The sequence below is a fragment of the Labrys sp. WJW genome (assembly GCF_001676615.1).
In the GTDB taxonomy this organism is placed as follows: Bacteria; Pseudomonadota; Alphaproteobacteria; order Rhizobiales; family Labraceae; genus Labrys; species Labrys sedimenti.
Genome location: NZ_LYXZ01000010.1, coordinates 25,467 through 46,404, shown reverse-complemented (window position 1 = coordinate 46,404; position 20,938 = coordinate 25,467). Strand labels below are relative to the sequence as shown.

Sequence of the window (20,938 nt, the reverse complement as noted above, 5' to 3'; positions counted from 1 at the left end):
TACCCTCTCCTGGTGATGGTTGCTTGACAATTCATGGATTGTCGAGCTTTTCAGTTTTGTTCAGGCCACCTTTATCAGGTGAGAAATGCGTAACATGGATTTGCTCTAACCGGCGGGCGCAAAAAAGTAGCCTGCCGATTGACTTTATTTCGACTGTCCAAGCGCCCGGACTTCTGTAGCGTCTCTTCGCAATCCTTCCGTGAGCTACAGCGGAGCTAATCCATGTCCTTCAAAGGCGTCATCCCGCCGATCATCACGCCATTTCACGAGGACGGGTCGATCGATCGAGCCGGCTTCGAAACCGTCCTGGAACATCTCATCGCGGCCGGCGTCCACGGCATCGTCATCGGCGGAACCACGGGCGAGTACTATGCCCAGTCACGGGACGAACGGGTGGGCCTGCTCAAGCTCGCCGCGAAGGTTGCCCATGGCCGCGTGCCGTTGATCGCCGGCGTCGGCGCCATCCGGACCGAGGATTGCATCGAATACGCGCTCATCGCCCGCGATTTGAAATATGACGGTATCCTGATCGGCTCGCCCTACTACGCGGTGCCCACGCAGCAGGAACTCGCCAACCATGCACTGGCGATCGACCGGGCGGCCGACATGCCGATCATGCTCTACAACTACCCCGGCCGCACCGGCACGATGATGGACACCGAGTTCCTCGACCGCGTCGGCCGCAACACCAATTTCCGAGCGATCAAAGAATCCAGCGGCAGCGTGAACCAGTTGCACATTCTGGCGCGCGACTATCCGCATATCGATCTGTTCTGCGGCATGGACGACCAGGCGCTGGAATTCTTCGTCTGGGGGGCCAGGGGCTGGGTGTGCGGCGCGGGCAATTGCCTGCCCGAGGAGCATCTCGCCCTCTACAATGCTTGCGTCGTCGAAAAGGACTTCGCCAAGGGCCGGCTGATCATGTCCGCCCTGCTGCCGTTGATGCGGGTGCTCGAGCAGGGCGGCAAATTCGTCCAGGCCATCAAATATGGCTGCGAGTTGGCGGGATTGCCGGCGGGGCCCGTGCGCAAGCCGATGCGCGGGCTTGAAGAGGACGAGCGGCGGGAACTCGCGAACACCATCCGCACCCTCAAGGCAGTGATCGCTTCCATCGACAACAAGTCCATCAAGAAGGGTGCCCCGAATGTCGTTGCTCTTAACGCGTGATGAGTACGCGGCCCTGGCCCAGAGCCTGCCGCTGCCGACCAATGCGGTGATCGACGGCAAGGCGCGGCCGGCTCTGTCCGCGGATACCTTCGATTCCATCAATCCGGCCACGGGCGAGCGTCTCGCAAGGATCGCCAGCTGTGGCAAGGCTGACGTGGACCTCGCCGTCGAGAAGGCACGCGGGGTCTTCGAGGCCGGCACCTGGTCGCGGGCCCACCCCAGCGAGCGCAAGAGCGTGCTCAAGCGCTTCGTCAAGCTGCTGCGGGACAATGCCCACGAGTTGGCCGTCATCGAGACGCTGGAGAGCGGCAAACCGATCTTCGACGTCGAGACGATCGATATTCCCGAGGCCCTGCATTGCCTGGAATGGCATGCCGAGGCCACCGACAAGGTCTACGGCCAGACCTCGCCTTCGGGCGACAACGTGGTCTCGATGATCGTGCGCCAGCCGCTTGGCGTGGTCGCCTGCGTGCTGCCTTGGAATTTCCCGATCCTGATGCTGGCCTGGAAGATCGGGCCGGCGCTCGCCACCGGCAACTCCGTCATCGTCAAACCGGCCGAGCAGACCAACATGTCGGCACTGCGCATGGCAGAGCTCGCCCACCAGGCCGGCTTGCCGAGCGGTGTCTTGCAGATCCTGCCCGGGCCCGGCGAGGTGACGGGCCAGGCGCTTGGCCTGCATCCCGACATCGACATGGTCGCGTTCACCGGCTCCACCGATATCGGACGCAAGTTCCTCGAATATTCGGCCAAGAGCAATCTGAAGCGCGTCGTGCTCGAATGCGGGGGCAAGAACCCCTGCATCGTCATGGACGATGCCGAGTGCCTCGATGTCGTGGCCCAGCAAGCGACCCAGGCCGTGTTCTGGAACATGGGCGAGAACTGCTCGTCCAATTCCAGGCTCATCGTGCATGAAAAGGTCAAGGACGCGCTCGTCGAGCAGATCATCGCCAAATTGAGGGACTGGCCGCTCGGCGACCCGCTCGATCCAGCCAACCGGCTCGGCGCGATCGTCTCGAAGGAACAGTTCGAGACGATCATGGACTACATCAGGAAGGGCAAGGCCGAGGGCGCGAAAATCATCGCCGGCGGCGAAGCCTGCAAGATCGGCAAGGGCTATTTCATCGAGCCGACCATCTTCGACGACGTCAAACCGGGCATGGTGATCGCCAGGGAGGAGATCTTCGGCCCCGTCCTGTCGATCATCACGGTAGCGAGCGCGGATGAGGCGGTACGTGTCGCCAACGACACCCCGTATGGGCTTGCCGCCTCGGTCTTCTCGGCCAATCTCGGCCAGGCCCATCGCATGGCACGCGACATCCGGGCGGGCACCGTGACCATCAACTGTTATGGCGAGGGCGATATCACCACGCCGTTCGGCGGCTTCAAGCAATCGGGTTTCGGGGGCCGCGACAAGTCCCTGCACGCCCATGACCAGTACACGGAGCTGAAGACGGTTTGGGCCGATATCTCCGACCCCCGCACGACCAAGACGCTCGACTGAACCGGCTTCGCCATGGCTATCCACACTGCGATCAGGACGCCGGCCGACCTGGCCGGGTCGGGCTGGTACGAACTCCTGCCAGAACCGCCGCCGCCACGCGTCCTCGAGGGCAAGTACAAGGCCGACTGGGTCGTCATCGGCGGAGGCTTTGCCGGCATGGCAGCCGCACGCCGCCTGACACAGCTGCAGCCCGGCGCCCGCATTGTCGTTCTCGATGCGCAGAGGATCGGTTGGGGTGCCGCGGGCCGCAATTCAGGCTTCATGATCGACCTGCCGCACGAACTTGCGAGCGATAATTACGCGGGCGGCCGCGACCACGACGTCAAGCAGATCCGGATGAACCGGGCCGCGATCGAGTTCGCAGCCGGCGCTGCCGCGGAATACGGGCTGGAGCCTCATTTCATTCGGGCCGGCAAATATCATGGCGCCGCCACGGCGCGAGGCCAGCGGGTCCTTGCCGAGTTCGAGCAGCATTTGTCCAGCCTCGGCGAGCCGTTCGAAAAACTGAGCGCAGACGATTTGCGCCGCGTGACCGGAACCTCCTACTACGCCGGGGGCACCTTCACGCCGGGCACGGTGATGATACAGCCGGCCGCCTATATTCGCGGTGTCGCCCACGGCCTCGCCGAAAAGGTCGAGATCTTCGAGAATTCGCCGGTCGTCTCGATCAGGAGCGGGACGACGCATATGGTGTCGACGCCTCTGGGAGAGGTCGAGGCGCCCCGCATCATCCTGACGGTGAATGGGCAGGTTGAAAGCTTCGGCTTTTTTCGCCGCCGTCTCATGCACATCTTCCTCTATGCGAGCATGTCGCAAAAGCTGACCTCGGCGCAGATGGCGAAGCTCGGCGGCGAGAACTATTGGGGCCTCATCCCGGCCGATCCGCTCGGGTCGACCGTCCGGCGCTTCGGAGACCGGATCGTGGTGCGGAATTCCTGCACCTACAACTCCTCGATGCGGGTTTCGGAAGATTTGGTCAAAAACTTCGGCAAGGCGCATGACCGCTCCTTCGGCGAGCGGTTCCCGATGCTGCCCGGCGTGCAGGCGGAGTTTCGCTGGGCCGGGCATCTGTGCCTGTCCCTCAACAGTGCGCCGGCCTTCGGCGAGGTCGAGCAGGGCATCTATTCGGCCTGCTGCTGCAACGGGCTGGGAACGGTCAAGGGCACGCTCTATGGCAAGCTCATCGCCGACCTGGCGGCGGGCAGCGGAGAGGCGATGGTAGAGGAAGCGCTATCGGAACCCGCCCCCCGGAAGCTCTATCCCGAACCGTTCATGTCCCTTGGCGCGGCGGCGAAGCTGTGGTGGCTGCAAAAGCGCGCGGGGCGAGAAATGTGAGGGAACAAAGCCCCGGGGTGAAACGCATTCTGCCTGTCGGGCACGCGTTCAGTTGAAGGCTTGCCGTTCGCTCTCGGCGATCTCTCTCAGCCAGCTGCGAAGGGTTTCGGCCGCCGGGCTCAGCACCCTGTTGTCGTTCCAGGTCAGGTAATAGCCACCCGGTGCCGGAATTTCGAGGTCGGTCAGGCGCGTGAGCCGCCCCTTCTCGACCAGGGACCGTACCAGCCGATGCCACCCTACGGCGACACCCTGGTCGGCCTGGGTGGCCTGAAGCGCGACACTGAACTTCCCGTAGCGCCGGCCTCTCAAGGGACCGTGTGGAATGTTGGACCGGCGCAGGACCTCATCCCAATCCGACCATTCCGGATCGACCCAATCCACGTGAACGAGAGGCAGTTCGGCCAGCGTTTCGGCGGTTGCATCCCGATGCTCGGCGGCGAAACCTCGGCCGCAGACCGGATAGATGGTGTCGTCGAACAAAAGCTCGGCCGTCTCGTCCGCCCAGGAGCCAAGGCCGTAGCGCACCCGCAACTCGACCTCTGCTCGACGCAAATCGCGCGGATTGTCGGAGATGAGATGGTCGACGGTGATCTCGGGGTAGCGCTGCCAGAAGCCGCGCATGCGGGGCACCAGCCACATCGTGGCGAAGGCGTCGGTGCAGGCAATGGTGACGTTCCTCGATCGGTCTCCCCGCTTGATCGTCCGCACGACCTCGGCAGCGCGCGAAAAGCTGTTGGAGAGCACCCCGTAGAGATCCTCGCCCGCGCTCGTCAGCGCCACGCCGGTGCCGAGGCGCGCAAAGAGCGGCACACCCAATTCGTCCTCGATTGCCTTGATCTGCCGGCTGACCGCGCCGGGCGTGACGTTGAGCTCGCGGGCGGCGAGCTTGAACGAGAGATGCCGTGCGGAGGCCTCGAAAACCGCCAGAGTGGTGAGCGAGGGCAGATCGTAATAGCGGCGGACCATGCTGAGCCGAGCTTCTTTCCAAGGTCGAATAGGGCAGCAATTAAGTCAACACGCGCGTGAGACTTTTGCATTAGGACATTGCCCTAGCTTGCAGCAATAGTCCCAGTAACTGCAAGGCCTTAGCCGCAGTAATGTTAAGACAAGCGGAGGCGAGCGTGACCATTCAGGAGAGCACAACTCGAAGGAGCGGGCGCGATGCCCGCCGCGCCATCCGAATGGCCCCCAAGGTCGACATGCTCCCGACCCTCAAACGTGCCTTGCCCGTGGTCGAGCCGATGGATGCCAATCAGGTCGAGCGCATCCACCAGGCATCCCTGGCCATTCTCGAGGATATCGGGGTCGTGTTTCGCGATCCCATCGCTCTCGAAGACTGGAAAAAAGCGGGAGCGGATGTCCGAGGCGAGCGCGTTCATCTAGACCGCGATCTGGTGATGGATCTGATCAGCACCATTCCGCGCGATATCACCTATCATGCGCGCAACCCGGCTAAGAATGTGGAGCTCGGCGGGCCCAATTCCATCTTCGTGCCGATGACCGGCGCGCCGTATCTGCGTGACCTCGACGATGTCAGGCGGCTGCCGACGATCGAGGATCTCGGCACCTTTCATAAGCTTGCCCACATGATGCCGGCGCTGCATTCATCGGCGCACCACATCGTCGAGCCGATGGACATCGTCGTCGCGCACCGCCATCTCCACATTACCTATTCGTCGATGAAGCATTCCGACAAGATCTTCATGGGAATGACCACCTCGGCCAGGAATGCCGAGGACGTGCTCGACATGTGCGATATCCTGTTCGGGCCCGGTTTCCTGGAAAATCATGCGGTGACGACCGGCAACTGCAACGGCAACTCGCCGCTGGTATGGGACCAGGTCATGCTCGGCGCGATGCGCGCATTCTGCCGGCGAAACCAGCCCGTGCTCTGCTCGCCCTTCGTGCTGGGCGGTGCGAATACGCCGGCGTCGACGGCCGCCGCGGTCGCCCAGCTCAATGCAGAGGCGCTTTCGGCGCTTGCCTATACCCAGGTGATCCGCAAGGGCTGCCCGGCGATCTACGGGCATTATCTGTCGACGGTCTCGATGCAGTCGGGGGCGCCGATGGCCGGCACGCCCGAGATCTCGCTGATGAACTTCATGATCGGGCAGATGGCGCGGCGCTACAATATTCCCTGGCGCACGTCGAACCTGCTCGGCGGGGCCAAGGTCTTCGACGCCCAGGCCGGGTATGAAAGCGCCATGACCATGATGGCGGTCCTCATGTCGGGCGCCAACTATATCTGGCACTCGGCCGGCTGGAACGAGGCCGGCATGCATTGCTCGATGGCCAAGTTCGTGGTGGATGCCGAAGTCTGCGCCATGGGCTATCGCATGACGCAGGGCATCCAGTGGGGTGATTTCGAGGAAGCCCTGCAGGCCGTGCGCGATGTCGGGCCGGGCGGCCACTATCTCGGCCATCCGCACACGCAGGCCAATTTCCAGACGGCCTTCTTCATTCCCAAGCTCTTCGACAACAATTCGATCGAGCAGTGGAAAGCCGAGGGCGAGAAGGACATCAACCGCCGGGCGCTCGAACACGCCAGGCATCTCTTGGCCGACTATCAGGAGCCCGCGTTGGACGAAGCAAGGGATGAAGAACTGCGCGACTATATTGCACGCCGCTCGCGCGAAATTCCTGCCGTCGACGCCCTGAACGATGAATATTGAGACCTGCGATGCGCATCAAGACCATCAACGTCTATAAAGTCCTCCTGCCCGTTAAGGGCGGCATCTACCGGATGGCGAGCGACGACGTTCAAGCGCTCGACTCCACGCTGGTGGAAGTTGTTACCGATGACGGACTGGCGGGCTGGGGCGAGACGTGTCCTATCGGCCCGGTCTATCAGCCCCAGCATGCCCTTGGCGCCCGCGCTGCGATCGCCGAGATCGCTCCCGGCCTGATCGGCCAGCAGGTGCAATCCATCCGGTTGCTCGCAAAGCGCATGGATGAGCGCCTGAACGGGCACGGCTATGCCAAGGCTGCGCTCGATATCGCCTTCCTCGATCTCCTCGGCCAGCGGCTCGGCGTTCCGGTTTCGACGCTGCTCGGCGGTGCGCTGACGGACCGCGTCGCGAGCTACTACTCCCTGATCGTCGGCGAGCCCGACGAAACCGCGCGGATTGCCGCCGACAAGGTCAGGGCGGGCTATCCCCGCCTTCAGATCAAGATCGGCGGCCGCAGCCTCGAGCAGGACGTCGCCACGGTCCGCAAGGTCTGGGAGGCGGTCGGCTACAAGGCTCGTATCGCCGTCGACGGCAATCGCGGCATGACTGCGGCTGTTGCCATGCAGCTCAGCCATCTGTGCCGGTCCATCCCCCTCGTGCTCGAACAGCCATGCAATACCATGGAAGAGATCGCTACCTTGAAGGGGCGGGTCAACCATCCGGTCTATCTCGACGAAAGCACCGAGGATCAGAATGCCGTGCTGCGGGCGATTTCCCTGGGCATAGCCGACGGCTTCGGTTTCAAGGTGACCCGGCTCGGCGGCCTGACCAAGATGACCACCGTGCGCGACATGTGTGCCATCCGCTCCTTGCCCCACACCTGCGACGATGCCTGGGGCGGCGACATCATCGCGGCGGCGTGTACGCATCTGGCGTCGACGGTCGAACCACGCCGCTGCGAAGGGGCCTGGATCGCCCAGGAATATATTGACGGCCACTACGACAGTGTGAACCCGGTGAAGATTGTCGAAGGGCACATCGCCGTTCCGCAGCGACCTGGCCTCGGCGTCAAACCGGAACCAGGCATGTTTGGTTCGCCGGTTGCAGGTTATGGATGATGAATTGCGAGTTTCAGCTGCAGCAGGCGAAAGATGGCGGCCAGGGTTCGAAGGCCCGTGTCTTCTTGCTTCAGCTAGCAGGTTGCAACCAATTTCAGGGTAAATTCAGAGGTCATCCGTCTACACGGCCACTCGCAAGGAATATCGGCACCGGCGATTGCCTGCCCCTGAGACAGGAAATTAATAATAATATCAATGAATTAGTCTGATTTTGGTAGCTTTTTTCGTTTGCGTCAGGCCTCAACCCACGCGTTGCCAACAGGTTCTGCACACTCCGGCGTCCGTTGACACATATTCCATGCGTAGCACACGTTCTCACCCTTTCCGTTCCCTTCAACCGGCGCTTGCACAATGCGTGCGGCAGTTCATGGATCCGACTGTGCCCGTCAACCTATCGCCGTCCGTGACCGACAGACGGCTCAATTCCAAGATTGGCAATCTCTGTTGGATGATTTCTAGGGAAGCGGCCGGTTCAGCGGTCTCCGTCATCGTTTAACTGGCGACGACTTCGCGGATCTGACGCTCAGCCGCAGTCAGAAAGCCTTGTGCCAGCTCGGGATCGTTGACCACGCGAGACAGCATCAATGCACCGAGCATCGTGGAAAGAATGGCCATTGCCTTGCCATTGGTTTCCTCGCCCGGCGTGACGGAAATCATGGTGCCGAGCGTTTCGAGATAGGCCCTTATTCCTGTTTCGAATGCTTCCTTCACCGTGCTGCTCTGCCTGGCAGCATCGGAGCCCAGCGCCGCAATCGGACAGCCATCCATCTTCTCCTGGCGATGCTCCATGCTGAGGTAAAATCCGAGCACGGTGCCGAGCGGGTCGTCGGGGTTTGCCGCAGTTGCGGCGGCCCATAATTGCGCGGCACTCTCCATCGCTCGTTTGGACGCTTGTGCCGCTAGGTCTTCCTTCGATGCGAACTGCTTGTAAAAGGCGCCTTGTGTCAGCCCTGCGCCCTTCATCAGGTCCTTGAGCCCGATGCCGTCGAAGCCGTGCTCGCGGAAGAGGCGACCGGACGCATTGATCACGGCTTGGCGGTTTTCCTCGGCTTGAACGCGACTTACCCGCATCGTTGATCCTCGCATTTAGATTGCATTCGAAATCTATATCACTTATAGATGTCGAATGCAATCTATCTCTCGATGAGGGCACGGACATGAAACTCAAACCCATTCTGCTGGGAGGAGGCGCCCTGATCGCAGCAGTCGCCGCGGCCGGGTTCTTCGTGCTTGTCGCACGTCCTCACCAGGCTTCGGCCGAGATCGACCCGCGGCAGGAGCCGCCTCTGGTCAGGGTGACGGCGGCAGGCGCCATGGTCGACAGCGAGCGCAGCTTTACCGGTCTCATCGGTGCCAGGGTGCAGAGCAATCTCGGTTTTCGCGTTGCCGGCAAAATCCTGGAACGGCTGGTAAATACAGGACAGCAGGTGAAGGCCGGTCAGCCTCTGATGCGGATCGACGAAACGGACCTTCGCCTTGCATTGACAGCAAAGCGCAACGCTGTTGCGGCAGCACGCGCGGTGTTGGTTCAGGCAAGTGCGGACGAGAAACGGTATGCGGCGCTTGTGAAGAGCGGACTGGCCACGACCCCGCAGCGTTACGAACAGGCGAAGGCGGCGTTGGACACAGCCACGGCCCAGCTGGCTGCGGCAGAAGCGGAAGCGAAGGTTGCAGAGAACGAGGCGACCTACTCCGTACTGGTCGCAGATGCGGATGGGATGGTGATCGAAACACTGGGCGAGCCAGGACAGGTCGTATCTGCCGGCCAGGCTGTGGTCCGGATCGCAGAGGCCGGCCCTCGCGAAGCCGTGGTGGCACTCCCCGAAACAATCCGGCCGGCGATCGGCTCGGTGGCCGAGGCGGGCTTGTATGGAGCCGATGGAAGGCGCTATGCCGCCCATCTGCGGCAGTTGTCCGATGCAGCCGATGCCCTGACCCGCACCTACGAGGCCCGTTATGTGCTCGACGGCGAGGCCGCTTCCGCACCACTCGGCGCGACGGTAACCGTTCGGCTTGCAAGCCAGGCGAGCCAGCCGGAAGCCGAGGTGCCGCTTGGTGCCGTGCTCGATGATGGCAGCAAGACTGGTGTCTGGGTCTTGGACCGTGCCACTTCGACCGTGCACTTTCGCCCTGTCAAGCTTGTGCGGGTGACCAGTGAAACCGCCACGATCTCAGGAGTGAACTCGGGGGATCCGGTCGTTTCGCTCGGCGCTCATCTTCTGCAGGAAGGCGTTCGCGTCCGCACCGCTTCTCAAAATGGAGGCAACTGATGAGCCTCAATCTTTCCGCGATCGCCGTTCGCGAGCGGGCGGTCACCTTGTTCTCCATTCTGCTACTGGTGGCCGGCGGTGCCTACGCTTTCCTCATGCTGGGACGGGCGGAGGACCCGAACTTTACCATCAAGACCCTCACGGTCACGACGGCATGGCCGGGCGCAACGGCGCGCGAGATGCAGGATCTCGTCACGGAGCCGTTGGAGAAGCGGATTCAGGAACTGACCTGGTACGATCGGGTCGAGACGACCACGCGGCCGGGCTACGCCTATATGACGGTCACGCTGAAGGACAGCACACCGCCATCCGCCGTGCAGGAGGAGTTCTACCAGGCGCGCAAGAAGCTTGCAGACGAAGCCCGCAACCTGCCCTCCGGCGTCTACGGCCCCTTCGTCAATGACGAGTATTCGGACGTGAGCTTCGCGCTCTATGCGCTCAAGGCCAAGGGCATGCCGATGCGCGAACTGGCCCGGCAGGCCGAGGTGCTCCGCCAGGACCTTCTGCATGTGCCCGGTGTCAAGAAGATCAATATTCTCGGTGAGCGTCCCGAGCAGATATTCGTCGAATTCTCCTACGCCAAGCTGGCGACTCTCGGCGTATCGGCACGGGACATTGTTGCCGCCTTGCAGCGGCAGAACACCGTTACCCCGGCGGGCTCGATCGATACGCGGGGGCCGCAGGTCTTCATCCGGATCGATGGTGCCTATGACAGTGTCCGGGCGATCGCCGACACGCCGATCATCGCCGCGGGGCGAACACTGAAGCTTTCCGATGTCGCCGCGGTCCGCCGTGGCTATGAGGATCCTCCCGGCTACCTCATCCGCCATCAGGAAGAACCCGCCGTGATGCTCGCGGCGGTCATGCAGGAGGGCTGGAACGGCTTGGCACTCGGCAAGGCGCTGGAGGAGAGGACGGCGGCTATCGCACGGACCCTGCCGCTCGGCATGACGCTCGACAAGGTGACCGACCAGGCCGTCAACATCAGCTCGGCGGTCGACGAGTTTATGATGAAGTTCGCGATGGCGCTCGGTGTGGTGCTGCTCGTGAGCCTCGTCAGCCTGGGTTGGCGCGTCGGTATCGTGGTCGCCGCTGCCGTGCCCCTGACGCTCGCCGTCGTCTTCCTCATCATGCTTGAGACCGGCCGGTTTTTCGACCGCATCACGCTGGGCGCGCTCATCCTGGCGCTCGGCCTTCTCGTCGATGACGCCATCATCGCCATCGAGGCGATGGTGGTGAAGATGGAAGAGGGCATGGACCGCATCAAGGCGGCCGCCTATGCCTGGAGCCACACGGCGGCGCCGATGCTGTCCGGTACACTGGTGACGATCGCAGGTTTCCTGCCGGTCGGCTTCGCGCCCTCGACGGCCGGCGAATATGCGGGCAACATCTTCTGGGTCGTCGGCTTCGCTCTTGTCGTCTCCTGGGTCGTCGCAGTGACCATTACGCCTTATCTCGGCGTCAAGATGCTGCCCGAGATCAAACCGGTCGCAGGCGGCCATCATGCGATCTACGGTTCGCCGAACTATCGGCGTCTGCGAAGGTTGATAGCCGCCGCCGTGCGCCATAAATTCCTGACCTGCGCCATCGTCGGCGTTGCATTTCTGCTTGCGGGCTTCGGCATGGGCGCTGTCAAGCAACAGTTCTTCCCGACATCCGACCGGCCCGAGGTGCTGGTGGAGGTTCGCCTGCCGGAAGGCACCAGCATCGAGACCACCACCGCTGCCGTCGAAAAACTCGAACAATGGCTGCGTGAACAGCCGGAGGCCAAGATCGTTACGAGTTATGTCGGCCAGGGTGCTCCGAGGTTCTTCCTGGCGCTGTCGCCCGAGTTACCGGATCCTGCCTTCGCCAAGATCGTTGTACTGACACCGGATGCCGAGGAGCGCGAGCACCTGAAGCGCCGGCTTCGGCAGGCAGTGGCACAGGGGCTCGCGCCCGAGGCTTATGTGCGCGTCACCCAGTTCGTCTTCGGCCCTCCCTCGATCTTTCCGGTCGAGTTCCGGATCATCGGGCCCGATCCCGCGCAGCTCTACGCTATTTCGGAAAAGGCGCTCGAAATCATGCGGACCGTACCTGATGTGCGAGAGGCAAACCGCGACTGGGGCAATCGTACGCCCGTGCTGCGCTTCGTCCCCGATCAGGATCGGCTGAACCTCATCGGCCTGTCACCGGCGGAGGTCGGCCAGCAACTTCAGTTCCTCCTCACCGGCATTCCCGTTACGCAAGTCCGTGAAGACATCCGCAACGTTCCCATCGTGGCCCGGAGCGCCGGGTCTGAAAGGCTGGACCCAGCGCGTCTTGCGGATTTCTCGCTCACGACACGCGACGGACGAGCAATTCCTCTCGACCAGATCGGGCATTCGGAAATCCGTCTGGAAGAGCCGATCCTCAAGCGCCGCGATCGTATGCCGGTCATCACGGTCCGCTCGGACATCAACGAGGCCACGCAACCTCCGGAGGTCTCCAAGCAGGTCATGCAGGCCTTGCAGCCGCTGATCGCCTCCCTTCCGTCCGGCTATCGCATCGAAATGGGCGGATCGATCGAGGAGGCGAGCAAGGCCAACGCCGCGCTGGCGAAGATCTTTCCGGTCATGATCGCTGCCACGCTGATCATCATCATGCTGCAGGTGCGCTCCTTCGCGATGATGGCGATGGTCTTGCTGACGGCGCCGCTCGGCCTGGTCGGCGTGGTGCCGGCGCTGCTCGTCTTCAACCAGCCCTTCGGGTTCAACGCCATTCTCGGCCTGATTGGATTGGCCGGCATCCTGATGCGCAATACCCTCATCCTCACCGAACAAATCAAGGAGAACCGCGCGGCAGGACTTGATGACTATCATGCTGTCATCGAAGCCACGGTGCAGCGCACACGGCCCGTGATCCTAACGGCCCTTGCCGCTGTGCTTGCCTTCATCCCACTCACGCACTCCGTTTTCTGGGGATCGATGGCCTATACGCTGATCGGCGGCACGGCGGTCGGTACGGTGTTGATCTTGCTCTTCCTGCCTGCCCTCTATGCGGCGTGGTTCCGGATCAAACCGACTAGAGATGAGATCGATATGTCATCCCCCTTGGATGAAGGCATGAAGCTGCGTACGGTAAGGGCTGCCGAATAGGAAGGGACCGCCGGGAATGGCCGCCCTGAACCCCCTGGCGGCAGGTTTTGCGAGGTCTCGCCGGTCAACTCCTGGTAGGTGGGCTCCCAGCGGGTTCGAGCAGAGCATGGCTGGCTTCATGCCGAAATGGGCGGCCTACGAGGTGCGCCTGATGGTCGAATGCTATGTCAACCGTGGCATGCTCCACGAAGCCGGCGACGTCGAGCGGCTGACCAAAATCCTGGACCGCCCACATCCCCCTCTCGTCGGTAAGATCCATTCATCCAATGGCCCATCGCCTCCCTTCCTACGCATTTTTGCGTATGGAGGCCTGACGTCGTTTGCCTCACCCTCCGCAAAACCAATGACGGCCTGTAGCAGCGCAGGGAGGTAACCCTTGACACGTAACGTAACAATCTCCGCATGTCAGTATCTCGTCCGACCGATTTCCGGCTTCGAAGAATTCCGATCGCGTGTACGCGCCTTGCTCGATCAAGCGAATGGCTCAGATATCGTTCTGTTTCCAGAGCTCTTTACGATTGAACTGTTCACCACATACAAAGATTGGCAAAAGCTTCCGATTTCTGAGCTCATCCGCATCGATGAATTCACAGAAGACTACAACGCCCTCTTCGCCGAGGAGGCGCGGCGGCGCGGCCAATATATCCTTGGCGGGTCGCATTTGCTGCAGGTTGGCGACCGCTTCGAGAACATTGCCCATCTGTTCGGACCGGATGGCTCGATCTTCAAGCATGCCAAAACGCACATCTTTCCGGCCGAAGCAAACTGGTCGACCTCCGAAGGCGACAAGATGGAGATTTGCCAGCTTCCTTTTGCCAAGATCGGCGTGAACATCTGCTACGAGGCCGAAATCCCGGAATGCTCGGCATCTCTGACCGAACAAGGTGCTGAAATCATTCTGTGCCCATCCGCCACATTCACCGAGCAGGGCTTTTGGCGCGTTCGCCACTGCGCGCAGTCTCGCTGCATCGAGAACCAGGTGTACTTCGTCCATTGCTGCCTTGGCGGGGAGCCGGGTGCGCCCCTACCGAACGGCTGGGCCCGCAGCTCGGTGCTGGGCCCATGCGACCTCATCTGGGACAACCCGGCGGGCGTGATCGCACAGGCGGAGGCCAACAGGGAAGTGGTGGTGACGGGCACGGTCGATATCGACAGGCTCTATGACAACCGCCAGCACGGCGCCGCCACCACCTATAAGGACAGGCGACGTCTGGCTCATCTCTACAACGCTTGGCCGACGCATCTGTAAGTGTCGGCCAACCGACCAGTCGAATTCATACATCCATCGTGAACAGCTCAAACGACCTAGTGGCGTTTGACGTTGCTGATGCTCGGCAGCGTGAGGGAGGATTTCATGGGCAAGATAGATATGCCTAAGGGCAAGAAGATCGCGGTTAACATCGGTGTCGATTTCGATGCCCAGTCGTTGTGGCTCGGCGGGTTTAATCGGCCCTCGCCGTCCTTCATGTCGCGGGGCGAGTTCGGGGCAGCAGTCGGCACGCCGCGCCTCCTGGACCTGTTCAAGCGCCATGGCGTGGTGACGACGTTCTTCACGCCTGCCCATACTGTCGACACCTTCCCCGAAATCAGCAGGAAGGTGTTTGAAGCTGGCCATGAGATTGGTCACCATGGCTATTATCACGAAAACCCGACACTGATTTCGCGTGATACCGAACGCCGCCTGCTGGATCTGGCCTTCGCGACCTACAAAAATCAGTTTGGCATCCGGCCGACCGGCTATCGCTCGCCCTATTGGGACTACAGCGAAAACACGCTCGACCTCGTCGAGGAGGCAGGGTTTCTCTATGACTCCAGTCTGATGGCGCGCGATCTGGTGCCCTATCGTCCACAGCGTTGGCAGGTCCGCTGGGAAAAGGGCAATATTGCTGGTCCCGCCAGCAAAGTGCTGGAGATTCCCGTCAGTTGGTATCTCGACGATTTTCCGGCCCTTGCCTATACCGGGAACCAGGAAGGCATGTCCGACACCGACAGCGTCTATCGGCGTTGGCGAGACATCTTCGACTATGCCTACAAGAACCAGGAGAATGGCGTCTACGCCATGGCACTCCACCCTCAGATCATCGGCCAGGCCCATCATATGATGATGCTCGAGCGGCTGGTCGAACATATCAAATCGCATGATGGTGTCTGGTTCGCCACCTGCGAGGACATCGCCAAAGCTTGGGTGGATGACGATGAGGATCGGCGATTGATGGCGTTGCCGGATGCTCGCGGCGTGGAGAAGATGCCGAACGATTATCATTGGCCAGGCAAATGATGCGCCGAGGCGGGGGCGCCAAGGCACTCCCGCCTGCTTTTCCCGTTGGCACCGTGTGTCGGTCTGCGGGTGGTGCCAATGAAGGGCCGATTGTCTCTGGCGCCTTCCTCCCCTATGTTCCATGCAATGGCGGTCGGGAACGCGCCTATGTCCCGAACGGCCAGCTGAGCTGAGAAAACGAACGAGCGAACGCAAGCCTTATTCAGAGCAGGACCCGACAAGTGACAACTTCGGCAGTTGTCCAGAGCGCCTCGCCAACCAGCCCGGCGTCTGCCGCCGGGAGGCAGCGGGCTGTGCCGCAATCCCCCAGGGGGGATACGGCCTGCTTGGAGTGCGCGTATATCGACGACAAGGGCATTGTAGAAGAGCTCACTGGAAAGGCGGCCCGACTTCTCCTCCAGGAGCGAACCCGTCTGATCGAGTATGCCAAAGCTCTGCTGCGCTCCGATCGCGATGAGCTTGGTTTTATCTGGGTCGATGAACGATGCCGATGGCTTCTGGTCCGGATCAAGATCGAAGCTGAAAATCGCGAAGGCCCTTTAGCCAGAATACGCGCCGAAGCCTGCGAGCCGGTATTCGGCTTGACCATACGCGAGCTCGATATCCTGACGCTGGTTGCGGCAGGTTTCAGCAACGATGTCATTGCCGCTCGCCTGGCCGTGAGCGCCCGGACGATCGCCAAGCATGTCGAAAACATATTCGCCAAGACGAAGATTTGGACGCGTGCCGGCCTCGCCAGCATGGCGACGGATCGGGGTATTTTGCGATTGCCGACTCCCGGCGGATGTCACGGCTATCCACTCGGGACAGGCCTCATCGAGAACCTGTCCCAGAAATCGGGTTCTTCCTCGGGTTCTTCGCGACAGCCCACACTCCGCCCGATCCTGATTGGCATGCCGCTCTCACTGTCGGCACGTGGCAATGCCGATGCCTTGGAGATGCTGAACGGCGCAACATTGGCAGTCGAGCAACTGAACATGCGCGGCGGTGTAAACGGCCGGGCATTGCAATTGGTGACCGCGGATGTCGACATCACTTCCTCGAGCTGCCTGGCTGCCGCGTATGAAGCCTTGATAGACGATGAAGTCGACGCAATTACCGCTGGATATTCAAATGCCGATCCAGCCTTGTTGAGGCTTGCCGGGAGCTTCCGGGGACCATATCTGCACGCCGCCACGATGGACAGCGTCGTTCAATGCGTACGCGAGGGCTTTCCGCAGCTCGGCAATATTTTTCAGGTCTGCGCCAGCGACATCAATTACGGCATTGGTCTGCGCAGATTCCTGGACAGTCTGGAGGCGAGGGGAGAGTGGGTGCCTCGCAACCGAAGGATTGTCGCCCTGCAACCCTTCTGGCCTGGTTTGAATATCGGCCTCGATCATGTCGACGGCGGTTCGGGCGGCAAAAACTGGCAGATCGACGTCATCACCGACCTTCCTCGGGACGGCGCGAGTTGGGATCCGGTGATGGACAAGCTTCACCGGGTCGATCCGAGCGTCGTTGTGCTTGCGTCCTATTTTGTCGAGGATGCGATCTCGCTGCAGCGAGCCTTCATGGCAAGGCCATTGCCAGCGCTTGTCTACAAAGTCTACGGTCCCTCGATCCCGCTCTATCGCCAGGAGCTTGGCCAGCTTGCCGATGGCGTGGTCTGGGCCACCACGACGGGACTCTACGCCGATCGCATCGGAAGCCAGTTCGCGCTCAGCTATAAACAGCGCTTCGGTCGTGATCCGGGACAATCGCATGCCGGTATTGCTTACGACCGCATCAACATCCTCGCTGGCGCGTGGGCTCGGGTAGGAAATGCGCGACTTTTCTCAAAGGTTGCCGAGGACTTGCGTTCCACCATCCACCGTGGCGTGAACGGTTCCTATTATTTTGGAGCCGAAGGCCAGGTCGGCCTAGCCTTCCCTGATGACACCCAGGATCCTTCCATCAGCCAAGCGCATCTGATCTTTCAAATCCTCAATGGCGAGCAGTATATTCTATCTCCCCATCCCTATGCGAACTCCCGTTTTCAAAAGCCGAGCTGGATGCTCCAGCAGTAAAAGATTCAATGGTGGAAGACGACCGACGGCATCGTCAAGATTATCCGCCTTGAGAAGATTTATGCCGGTCAGCCGCTATAGCGTTTTGTGATTTGACTGAATCGCCTCAAATCGCAAAGACGCGTCGAACCAAAGAGTTAGAGTAAACAAGCGTTCACACCTGAACGCTTGTTTGCTCAAGGGCGCTTTGGTAAGGGCTCTGCTGCAAATTTGGATTGCAAACAGGCTTCTCTGATCCCCCGACCAGTTCAGAGAGTAAGGATTTCGAACTGCTCGGCGGGGGGCGCTGCTGGATTGAAGACGTACCTCGCCCGTCGTTTGCGCATCATATGAATCATCTCGATGCCGGACGTGATCGTCGCCGCACAGGCCGTTGATTTGAAGCCAAGCATCGACCGGATGCGGCGCCTGATGCGACGGTGATCCTGCTCGATGGGATTGTTGAGATACCGGCTGTTGCGAATGTTGATCGCACGGTACAGATAAATCCACCGCCCGCGAACCTTGATGTCCGCTTTCGCGGAACGTACGCGCGAAGCGGATCAAGATCTCAGAGAATCCGAGTTGGAAAATACGATTATCCCAAGCTCGACACTCGATGATCTCGATCCGCCACACCGATTGATCTCGTCCCGGTCCGCGCGGATCGGCCTATTCGACCGGACAAGTGAAACTGTAGACATATTTGGCGACAGCCGGGTCGTTGAGGTTGTCCTTGGTTGCAACCGTGGAGCCCGTGCTCAGCTTCTTTTCGACCGTCTTGCCTTCCAGCGCGTTCAAAGCCTGCTCTCCCGCCGACTTGCCTTCGTCATACGGTTTGAGGACCACCTGCGCGGCGACGAGGCCCTTCTTGAGTTCGTCGATGCCCGGCGGGTTGGCGTTGAAGCCAACGATGGCGACGTCCTTGGTCTTCTTGGCTGCCCGCAGGGCGGCGACGGCACCCTCGGTGTTAAAAGCCGCCGTCGAGAAGATGCCTTCCAGGTCCGGGTTGGACAACAGCGTCGCCGAGACGATCTGGTCGGCTTTCTGGACAGAGTTGTTGGAATATTGTTGGCCGAGATAGGTCAGGCCGGCCGCCTTGATCACCTCGGCAAACCCCTTCTCGCGATCGTCCGTGGTTGAAACGCCCGGGCTGAGATTGACGGTGATGACCGAGCCCTTCTTGCCCTTCAGGAGCTTGAGCAATTCCTGGCCGGCGACCCGGCCCGCCTCGATATTGTCGGAGGAAACCTCGGAGACGGCGATCGAGGAGTCTTCCAGCGTGGTGTCGACAAGCACGATCTTGATGCCCTGATCGGCGGCCTTCTTGAGCGGTCCGAACAGAGCCTTGCCGTCCGTCGGGGCGATCACGATGGCGTTTGGCTTCTTGGCGACCATCGCCTCGAGAATTGGGATCTGGGCGGCCGGATCGAAGGATTTCGGCGCCTGCGTTTCAACCTTGGCACCACGCTTCTTGGCGGCCGCCTCGATGCCGCATTGGACCGAGCCGTAATAGGCGTCGCCGCCCACGCCCGGAATGAACGCGATGGTATTTTCGGCCTGCGCGGCCGATGTCAGGACCAGGCTGGCCAAGGCAGCGGAAGTCAGCAAGAAGAGGCGTTTCATCGGTTTTGAACTCCCTGGGATTATGGGGGCAATCGAAAGGGGCAGCCGCGGACCTGCCCTTGCCCGCGGCCACCTTCAGCGCGCCGCCCGCCGGCCGATCTGGTCGAGGTAGACGGCGAGGACGAGCACGACACCGACCATGACATCGCGCCAGAAGGTGTTGAGGTTGACCATGATCAGGCCGTTTTCGAGCGTGGCCGGGATGAGCACGCCGACCGCCGTTCCGAAAACGCTGCCGCGGCCGCCGAAGAGACTCGTGCCGCCGATGACGACGGCGGCGATGACGCTGAGATTGTCGGTGGCGTGACCCGAGATCGTGGTGGATCCATAGCGAGCCAGCGAGAGCAGGCCGGCAAAACCCGAGAGCAGGCCGGCAAGGGCGTAGACTTTGATGAGATGCCGATCGACGGAAATACCCATCTCACGGGCGGCGAGCGGATTGGAGCCTATGGCCCTCGTATGTCGACCGAAGCGCGTTTGGCTCAGCCAGACGCCCCCGATCAAAGTCACGAGTGCCGCGATGATGACCAGCACCGGCATGCCGTGGATGTCGCCGATGCCGACATTGTCGCCGAGTTCCAGGGGCACGTCCTTGAGATCTTCGCCCGCAATGATCCAGGCCAGCCCTTGGGCAGCGCCCATCGTACCGAGTGTCGCAACCAGGGCGGGGATCCCGGCCTTGGCGACGAGGACCCCGTTGATCAGGCCCCAGACGAGGCCCGCGAGGCAGGCGGCGACGAGGCCTGCGAGCGCCACGCCCCATCCTTCGCCGCCGAGATATTGCATCGTCTGGGCGGCGATCACGCCCGAGAAGACCAACACCGCGCCGACGGAAAGATCGACGCCCGCCGTGGTGACGACATAGGTCGCTCCAACCGCCATCACCAGCAGGATGGACGCTGCCATGCCAACATTGCGAATATTGGCAAAGCTGGCGAAGGCATCGAAGCTGGCGATCGAGAAGGCCACGACGATAAGGGCCAGGATCAGCACGATCCGGGCCGGACCGCTCAGCAAGGCGCTGGCGCGCATGGAAGCGGGCGCGGAACTATCGGTCATGCCCGTGCCTCGTTGACGATGGCGCCTGTAATGGCCCCGACGATGTTTTCCATGCTCATGTCCTTGCCGGCGAAGCGCGCCGTACGCCGGCCGAGGCGGAAGACCTCGACCCGGTCTGCGACGGCCATCACGTCGGGCACGTTGTGGCTGATAATGATCACGGCTCTCCCGGACGCCTTCACCCGGCGGATGAGGTCGAGCACTGCTTTGGTCTGCACCACGCCGAGCGCAGCCGTCGGTTCATCCATGATCACGAGCTTGTCGGCCCAGGTGACGGCCCTCACCACCGCGACGCTCTGGCGCTGGCCGCCCGAAAGGGTCGAAATCGGCGCGTCGATGCTCTTGAGCTGCACCGACATCGAGGCCAGAGCTTCACGCGTCTTCTCCCGCATGCGCCTGTTGTCGAGAAAGCCGAGCCGGCCGAGGAGCCCCCTGCGCGGGATTTCGCGGCCCAGGAACAGATTGGCTGAGGCGTCGAGATCCGGCGCCATGGCGAGGTCCTGATAGACCATCTCCATGCCGGCGGCCTGGGCATCCTTCGGCGTCGTGAAATGAACGGGCTTGCCCTCGAACAGGATTGCGCCCTCGGTGGGCTGCAGCGCGCCGCACAGCGTCTTGACCAGGGTCGACTTGCCGGCGCCGTTGTCGCCCATCAGCGCCACGACCTCGCCGGGAAAGATCGAGAAATCGGCACCACGCAAGGCTTCGATTCCGCCGAAGCGCTTGATGACGTTGCGGGCTTCGAGAAGGGGCTGGGACTGTGTCACGG

15 protein-coding genes and 1 pseudogene are annotated in these 20,938 nt (G+C 61.6%); 10 read left to right on the top strand and 6 right to left on the bottom strand.

What is annotated here, in order from left to right; all coding sequences use genetic code 11:
- The first annotated feature begins 222 nt into the window (after positions 1–222).
- From BA190_RS06735 to BA190_RS06725, 3 genes are read left to right on the top strand one after another with little or no spacing between them, the layout of a single operon-like run.
- Positions 223–1,167 (top strand): dihydrodipicolinate synthase family protein, encoded by a 945-nt coding sequence (locus BA190_RS06735; protein WP_068284516.1) that lies wholly within the window; start codon positions 223–225, stop codon positions 1,165–1,167.
- A complete protein-coding gene (locus BA190_RS06730) occupies positions 1,145–2,671 on the top strand; it encodes an aldehyde dehydrogenase (RefSeq protein WP_068284514.1) in 1,527 nt (508 codons plus the stop codon). The genes BA190_RS06735 and BA190_RS06730 overlap by 23 nt, the downstream gene beginning before the upstream one ends.
- A gap of 12 nt (positions 2,672–2,683) precedes the next feature.
- On the top strand, positions 2,684–4,006 hold the full coding sequence (locus BA190_RS06725) for an FAD-binding oxidoreductase (protein ID WP_068284512.1): 1,323 nt from the start codon (positions 2,684–2,686) through the stop codon (positions 4,004–4,006).
- A gap of 48 nt (positions 4,007–4,054) precedes the next feature.
- Here the strand turns inward: BA190_RS06725 and BA190_RS06720 are convergent, their stop codons facing one another.
- A complete protein-coding gene (locus BA190_RS06720) occupies positions 4,055–4,972 on the bottom strand; it encodes a LysR substrate-binding domain-containing protein (protein WP_068284504.1) in 918 nt (305 codons plus the stop codon).
- A 131-nt stretch (positions 4,973–5,103) separates the two neighbouring features.
- On the opposite strand from BA190_RS06720, the gene BA190_RS06715 reads away from it, so the two are divergent.
- Together BA190_RS06715 and BA190_RS06710 are read left to right on the top strand one after the other, a co-directional pair.
- The gene (locus tag BA190_RS06715) at positions 5,104–6,678 is read left to right on the top strand and encodes a trimethylamine methyltransferase family protein (RefSeq protein ID WP_068284503.1); all 1,575 of its coding nucleotides are present in this window, start codon (positions 5,104–5,106) and stop codon (positions 6,676–6,678) included.
- Between the two features lie 8 nt (positions 6,679–6,686).
- The gene (locus tag BA190_RS06710; protein WP_068284502.1) at positions 6,687–7,793 is read left to right on the top strand and encodes a mandelate racemase/muconate lactonizing enzyme family protein; all 1,107 of its coding nucleotides are present in this window, start codon (positions 6,687–6,689) and stop codon (positions 7,791–7,793) included.
- Between the two features lie 492 nt (positions 7,794–8,285).
- Here the strand turns inward: BA190_RS06710 and BA190_RS06705 are convergent, their stop codons facing one another.
- Positions 8,286–8,864: a TetR/AcrR family transcriptional regulator gene (locus BA190_RS06705; RefSeq protein ID WP_068284500.1), complete on the bottom strand. Its 579-nt coding sequence runs from the start codon at positions 8,862–8,864 to the stop codon at positions 8,286–8,288.
- 86 nt (positions 8,865–8,950) lie between these two features.
- Here BA190_RS06705 and BA190_RS06700 point away from each other — a divergent pair, with 86 nt between their 5' ends.
- From BA190_RS06700 to BA190_RS06675, 5 genes are all read left to right on the top strand, one after another.
- Positions 8,951–10,063 (top strand): efflux RND transporter periplasmic adaptor subunit, encoded by a 1,113-nt coding sequence (locus tag BA190_RS06700; protein ID WP_068284498.1) that lies wholly within the window; start codon positions 8,951–8,953, stop codon positions 10,061–10,063.
- Entirely contained in the window at positions 10,063–13,179 is a 3,117-nt protein-coding gene (locus BA190_RS06695) for an efflux RND transporter permease subunit (RefSeq protein ID WP_068284496.1), read from the top strand. Before BA190_RS06700 ends, BA190_RS06695 begins: the two co-directional genes overlap by 1 nt.
- A 376-nt stretch (positions 13,180–13,555) precedes the next feature.
- On the top strand, positions 13,556–14,428 hold the full coding sequence (locus BA190_RS06685) for a carbon-nitrogen hydrolase family protein (RefSeq protein WP_068284492.1): 873 nt from the start codon (positions 13,556–13,558) through the stop codon (positions 14,426–14,428).
- Between the two features lie 78 nt (positions 14,429–14,506).
- The gene (locus tag BA190_RS06680) at positions 14,507–15,457 is read left to right on the top strand and encodes a polysaccharide deacetylase (RefSeq protein ID WP_245314600.1); all 951 of its coding nucleotides are present in this window, start codon (positions 14,507–14,509) and stop codon (positions 15,455–15,457) included.
- A gap of 293 nt (positions 15,458–15,750) precedes the next feature.
- A complete protein-coding gene (locus BA190_RS06675; RefSeq protein ID WP_156771388.1) occupies positions 15,751–17,505 on the top strand; it encodes an ABC transporter substrate-binding protein in 1,755 nt (584 codons plus the stop codon).
- Between the two features lie 248 nt (positions 17,506–17,753).
- Here BA190_RS06675 and BA190_RS35120 read toward each other — a convergent pair.
- The 4 genes and pseudogenes from BA190_RS35120 to BA190_RS06660 form a co-directional block, all read right to left on the bottom strand.
- A pseudogene (locus tag BA190_RS35120) lies at positions 17,754–17,981 on the bottom strand (DDE-type integrase/transposase/recombinase); the annotation flags it as partial.
- A gap of 175 nt (positions 17,982–18,156) precedes the next feature.
- Complete coding sequence (locus BA190_RS06670) at positions 18,157–19,110, bottom strand: ABC transporter substrate-binding protein (protein ID WP_068284489.1); 954 nt, start codon at positions 19,108–19,110, stop codon at positions 18,157–18,159.
- A 75-nt stretch (positions 19,111–19,185) separates the two neighbouring features.
- The gene (locus BA190_RS06665; RefSeq protein WP_068284487.1) at positions 19,186–20,169 is read right to left on the bottom strand and encodes an ABC transporter permease; all 984 of its coding nucleotides are present in this window, start codon (positions 20,167–20,169) and stop codon (positions 19,186–19,188) included.
- The gene (locus BA190_RS06660; protein WP_245314599.1) at positions 20,166–20,936 is read right to left on the bottom strand and encodes an ATP-binding cassette domain-containing protein; all 771 of its coding nucleotides are present in this window, start codon (positions 20,934–20,936) and stop codon (positions 20,166–20,168) included. Before BA190_RS06660 ends, BA190_RS06665 begins: the two co-directional genes overlap by 4 nt.
- Positions 20,937–20,938: the final 2 nt, after the last annotated feature.

Bases quoted from the DNA above. Each gene is read 5' to 3' on its own strand.
- BA190_RS06735 (WP_068284516.1), top strand. From the start codon at position 223: ATGTCCTTCAAAGGCGTCATCCCGCCGATCATCACGCCATTTCACGAG.
- BA190_RS06730 (WP_068284514.1), top strand. From the start codon at position 1,145: ATGTCGTTGCTCTTAACGCGTGATGAGTACGCGGCCCTGGCCCAGAGC.
- BA190_RS06725 (WP_068284512.1), top strand. From the start codon at position 2,684: ATGGCTATCCACACTGCGATCAGGACGCCGGCCGACCTGGCCGGGTCG.
- BA190_RS06720 (WP_068284504.1), bottom strand. From the start codon at position 4,972: ATGGTCCGCCGCTATTACGATCTGCCCTCGCTCACCACTCTGGCGGTT.
- BA190_RS06715 (WP_068284503.1), top strand. From the start codon at position 5,104: ATGTTAAGACAAGCGGAGGCGAGCGTGACCATTCAGGAGAGCACAACT.
- BA190_RS06710 (WP_068284502.1), top strand. From the start codon at position 6,687: ATGCGCATCAAGACCATCAACGTCTATAAAGTCCTCCTGCCCGTTAAG.
- BA190_RS06705 (WP_068284500.1), bottom strand. From the start codon at position 8,864: ATGCGGGTAAGTCGCGTTCAAGCCGAGGAAAACCGCCAAGCCGTGATC.
- BA190_RS06700 (WP_068284498.1), top strand. From the start codon at position 8,951: ATGAAACTCAAACCCATTCTGCTGGGAGGAGGCGCCCTGATCGCAGCA.
- BA190_RS06695 (WP_068284496.1), top strand. From the start codon at position 10,063: ATGAGCCTCAATCTTTCCGCGATCGCCGTTCGCGAGCGGGCGGTCACC.
- BA190_RS06680 (WP_245314600.1), top strand. From the start codon at position 14,507: ATGCTCGGCAGCGTGAGGGAGGATTTCATGGGCAAGATAGATATGCCT.
- BA190_RS06670 (WP_068284489.1), bottom strand. From the start codon at position 19,110: ATGAAACGCCTCTTCTTGCTGACTTCCGCTGCCTTGGCCAGCCTGGTC.
- BA190_RS06665 (WP_068284487.1), bottom strand. From the start codon at position 20,169: ATGACCGATAGTTCCGCGCCCGCTTCCATGCGCGCCAGCGCCTTGCTG.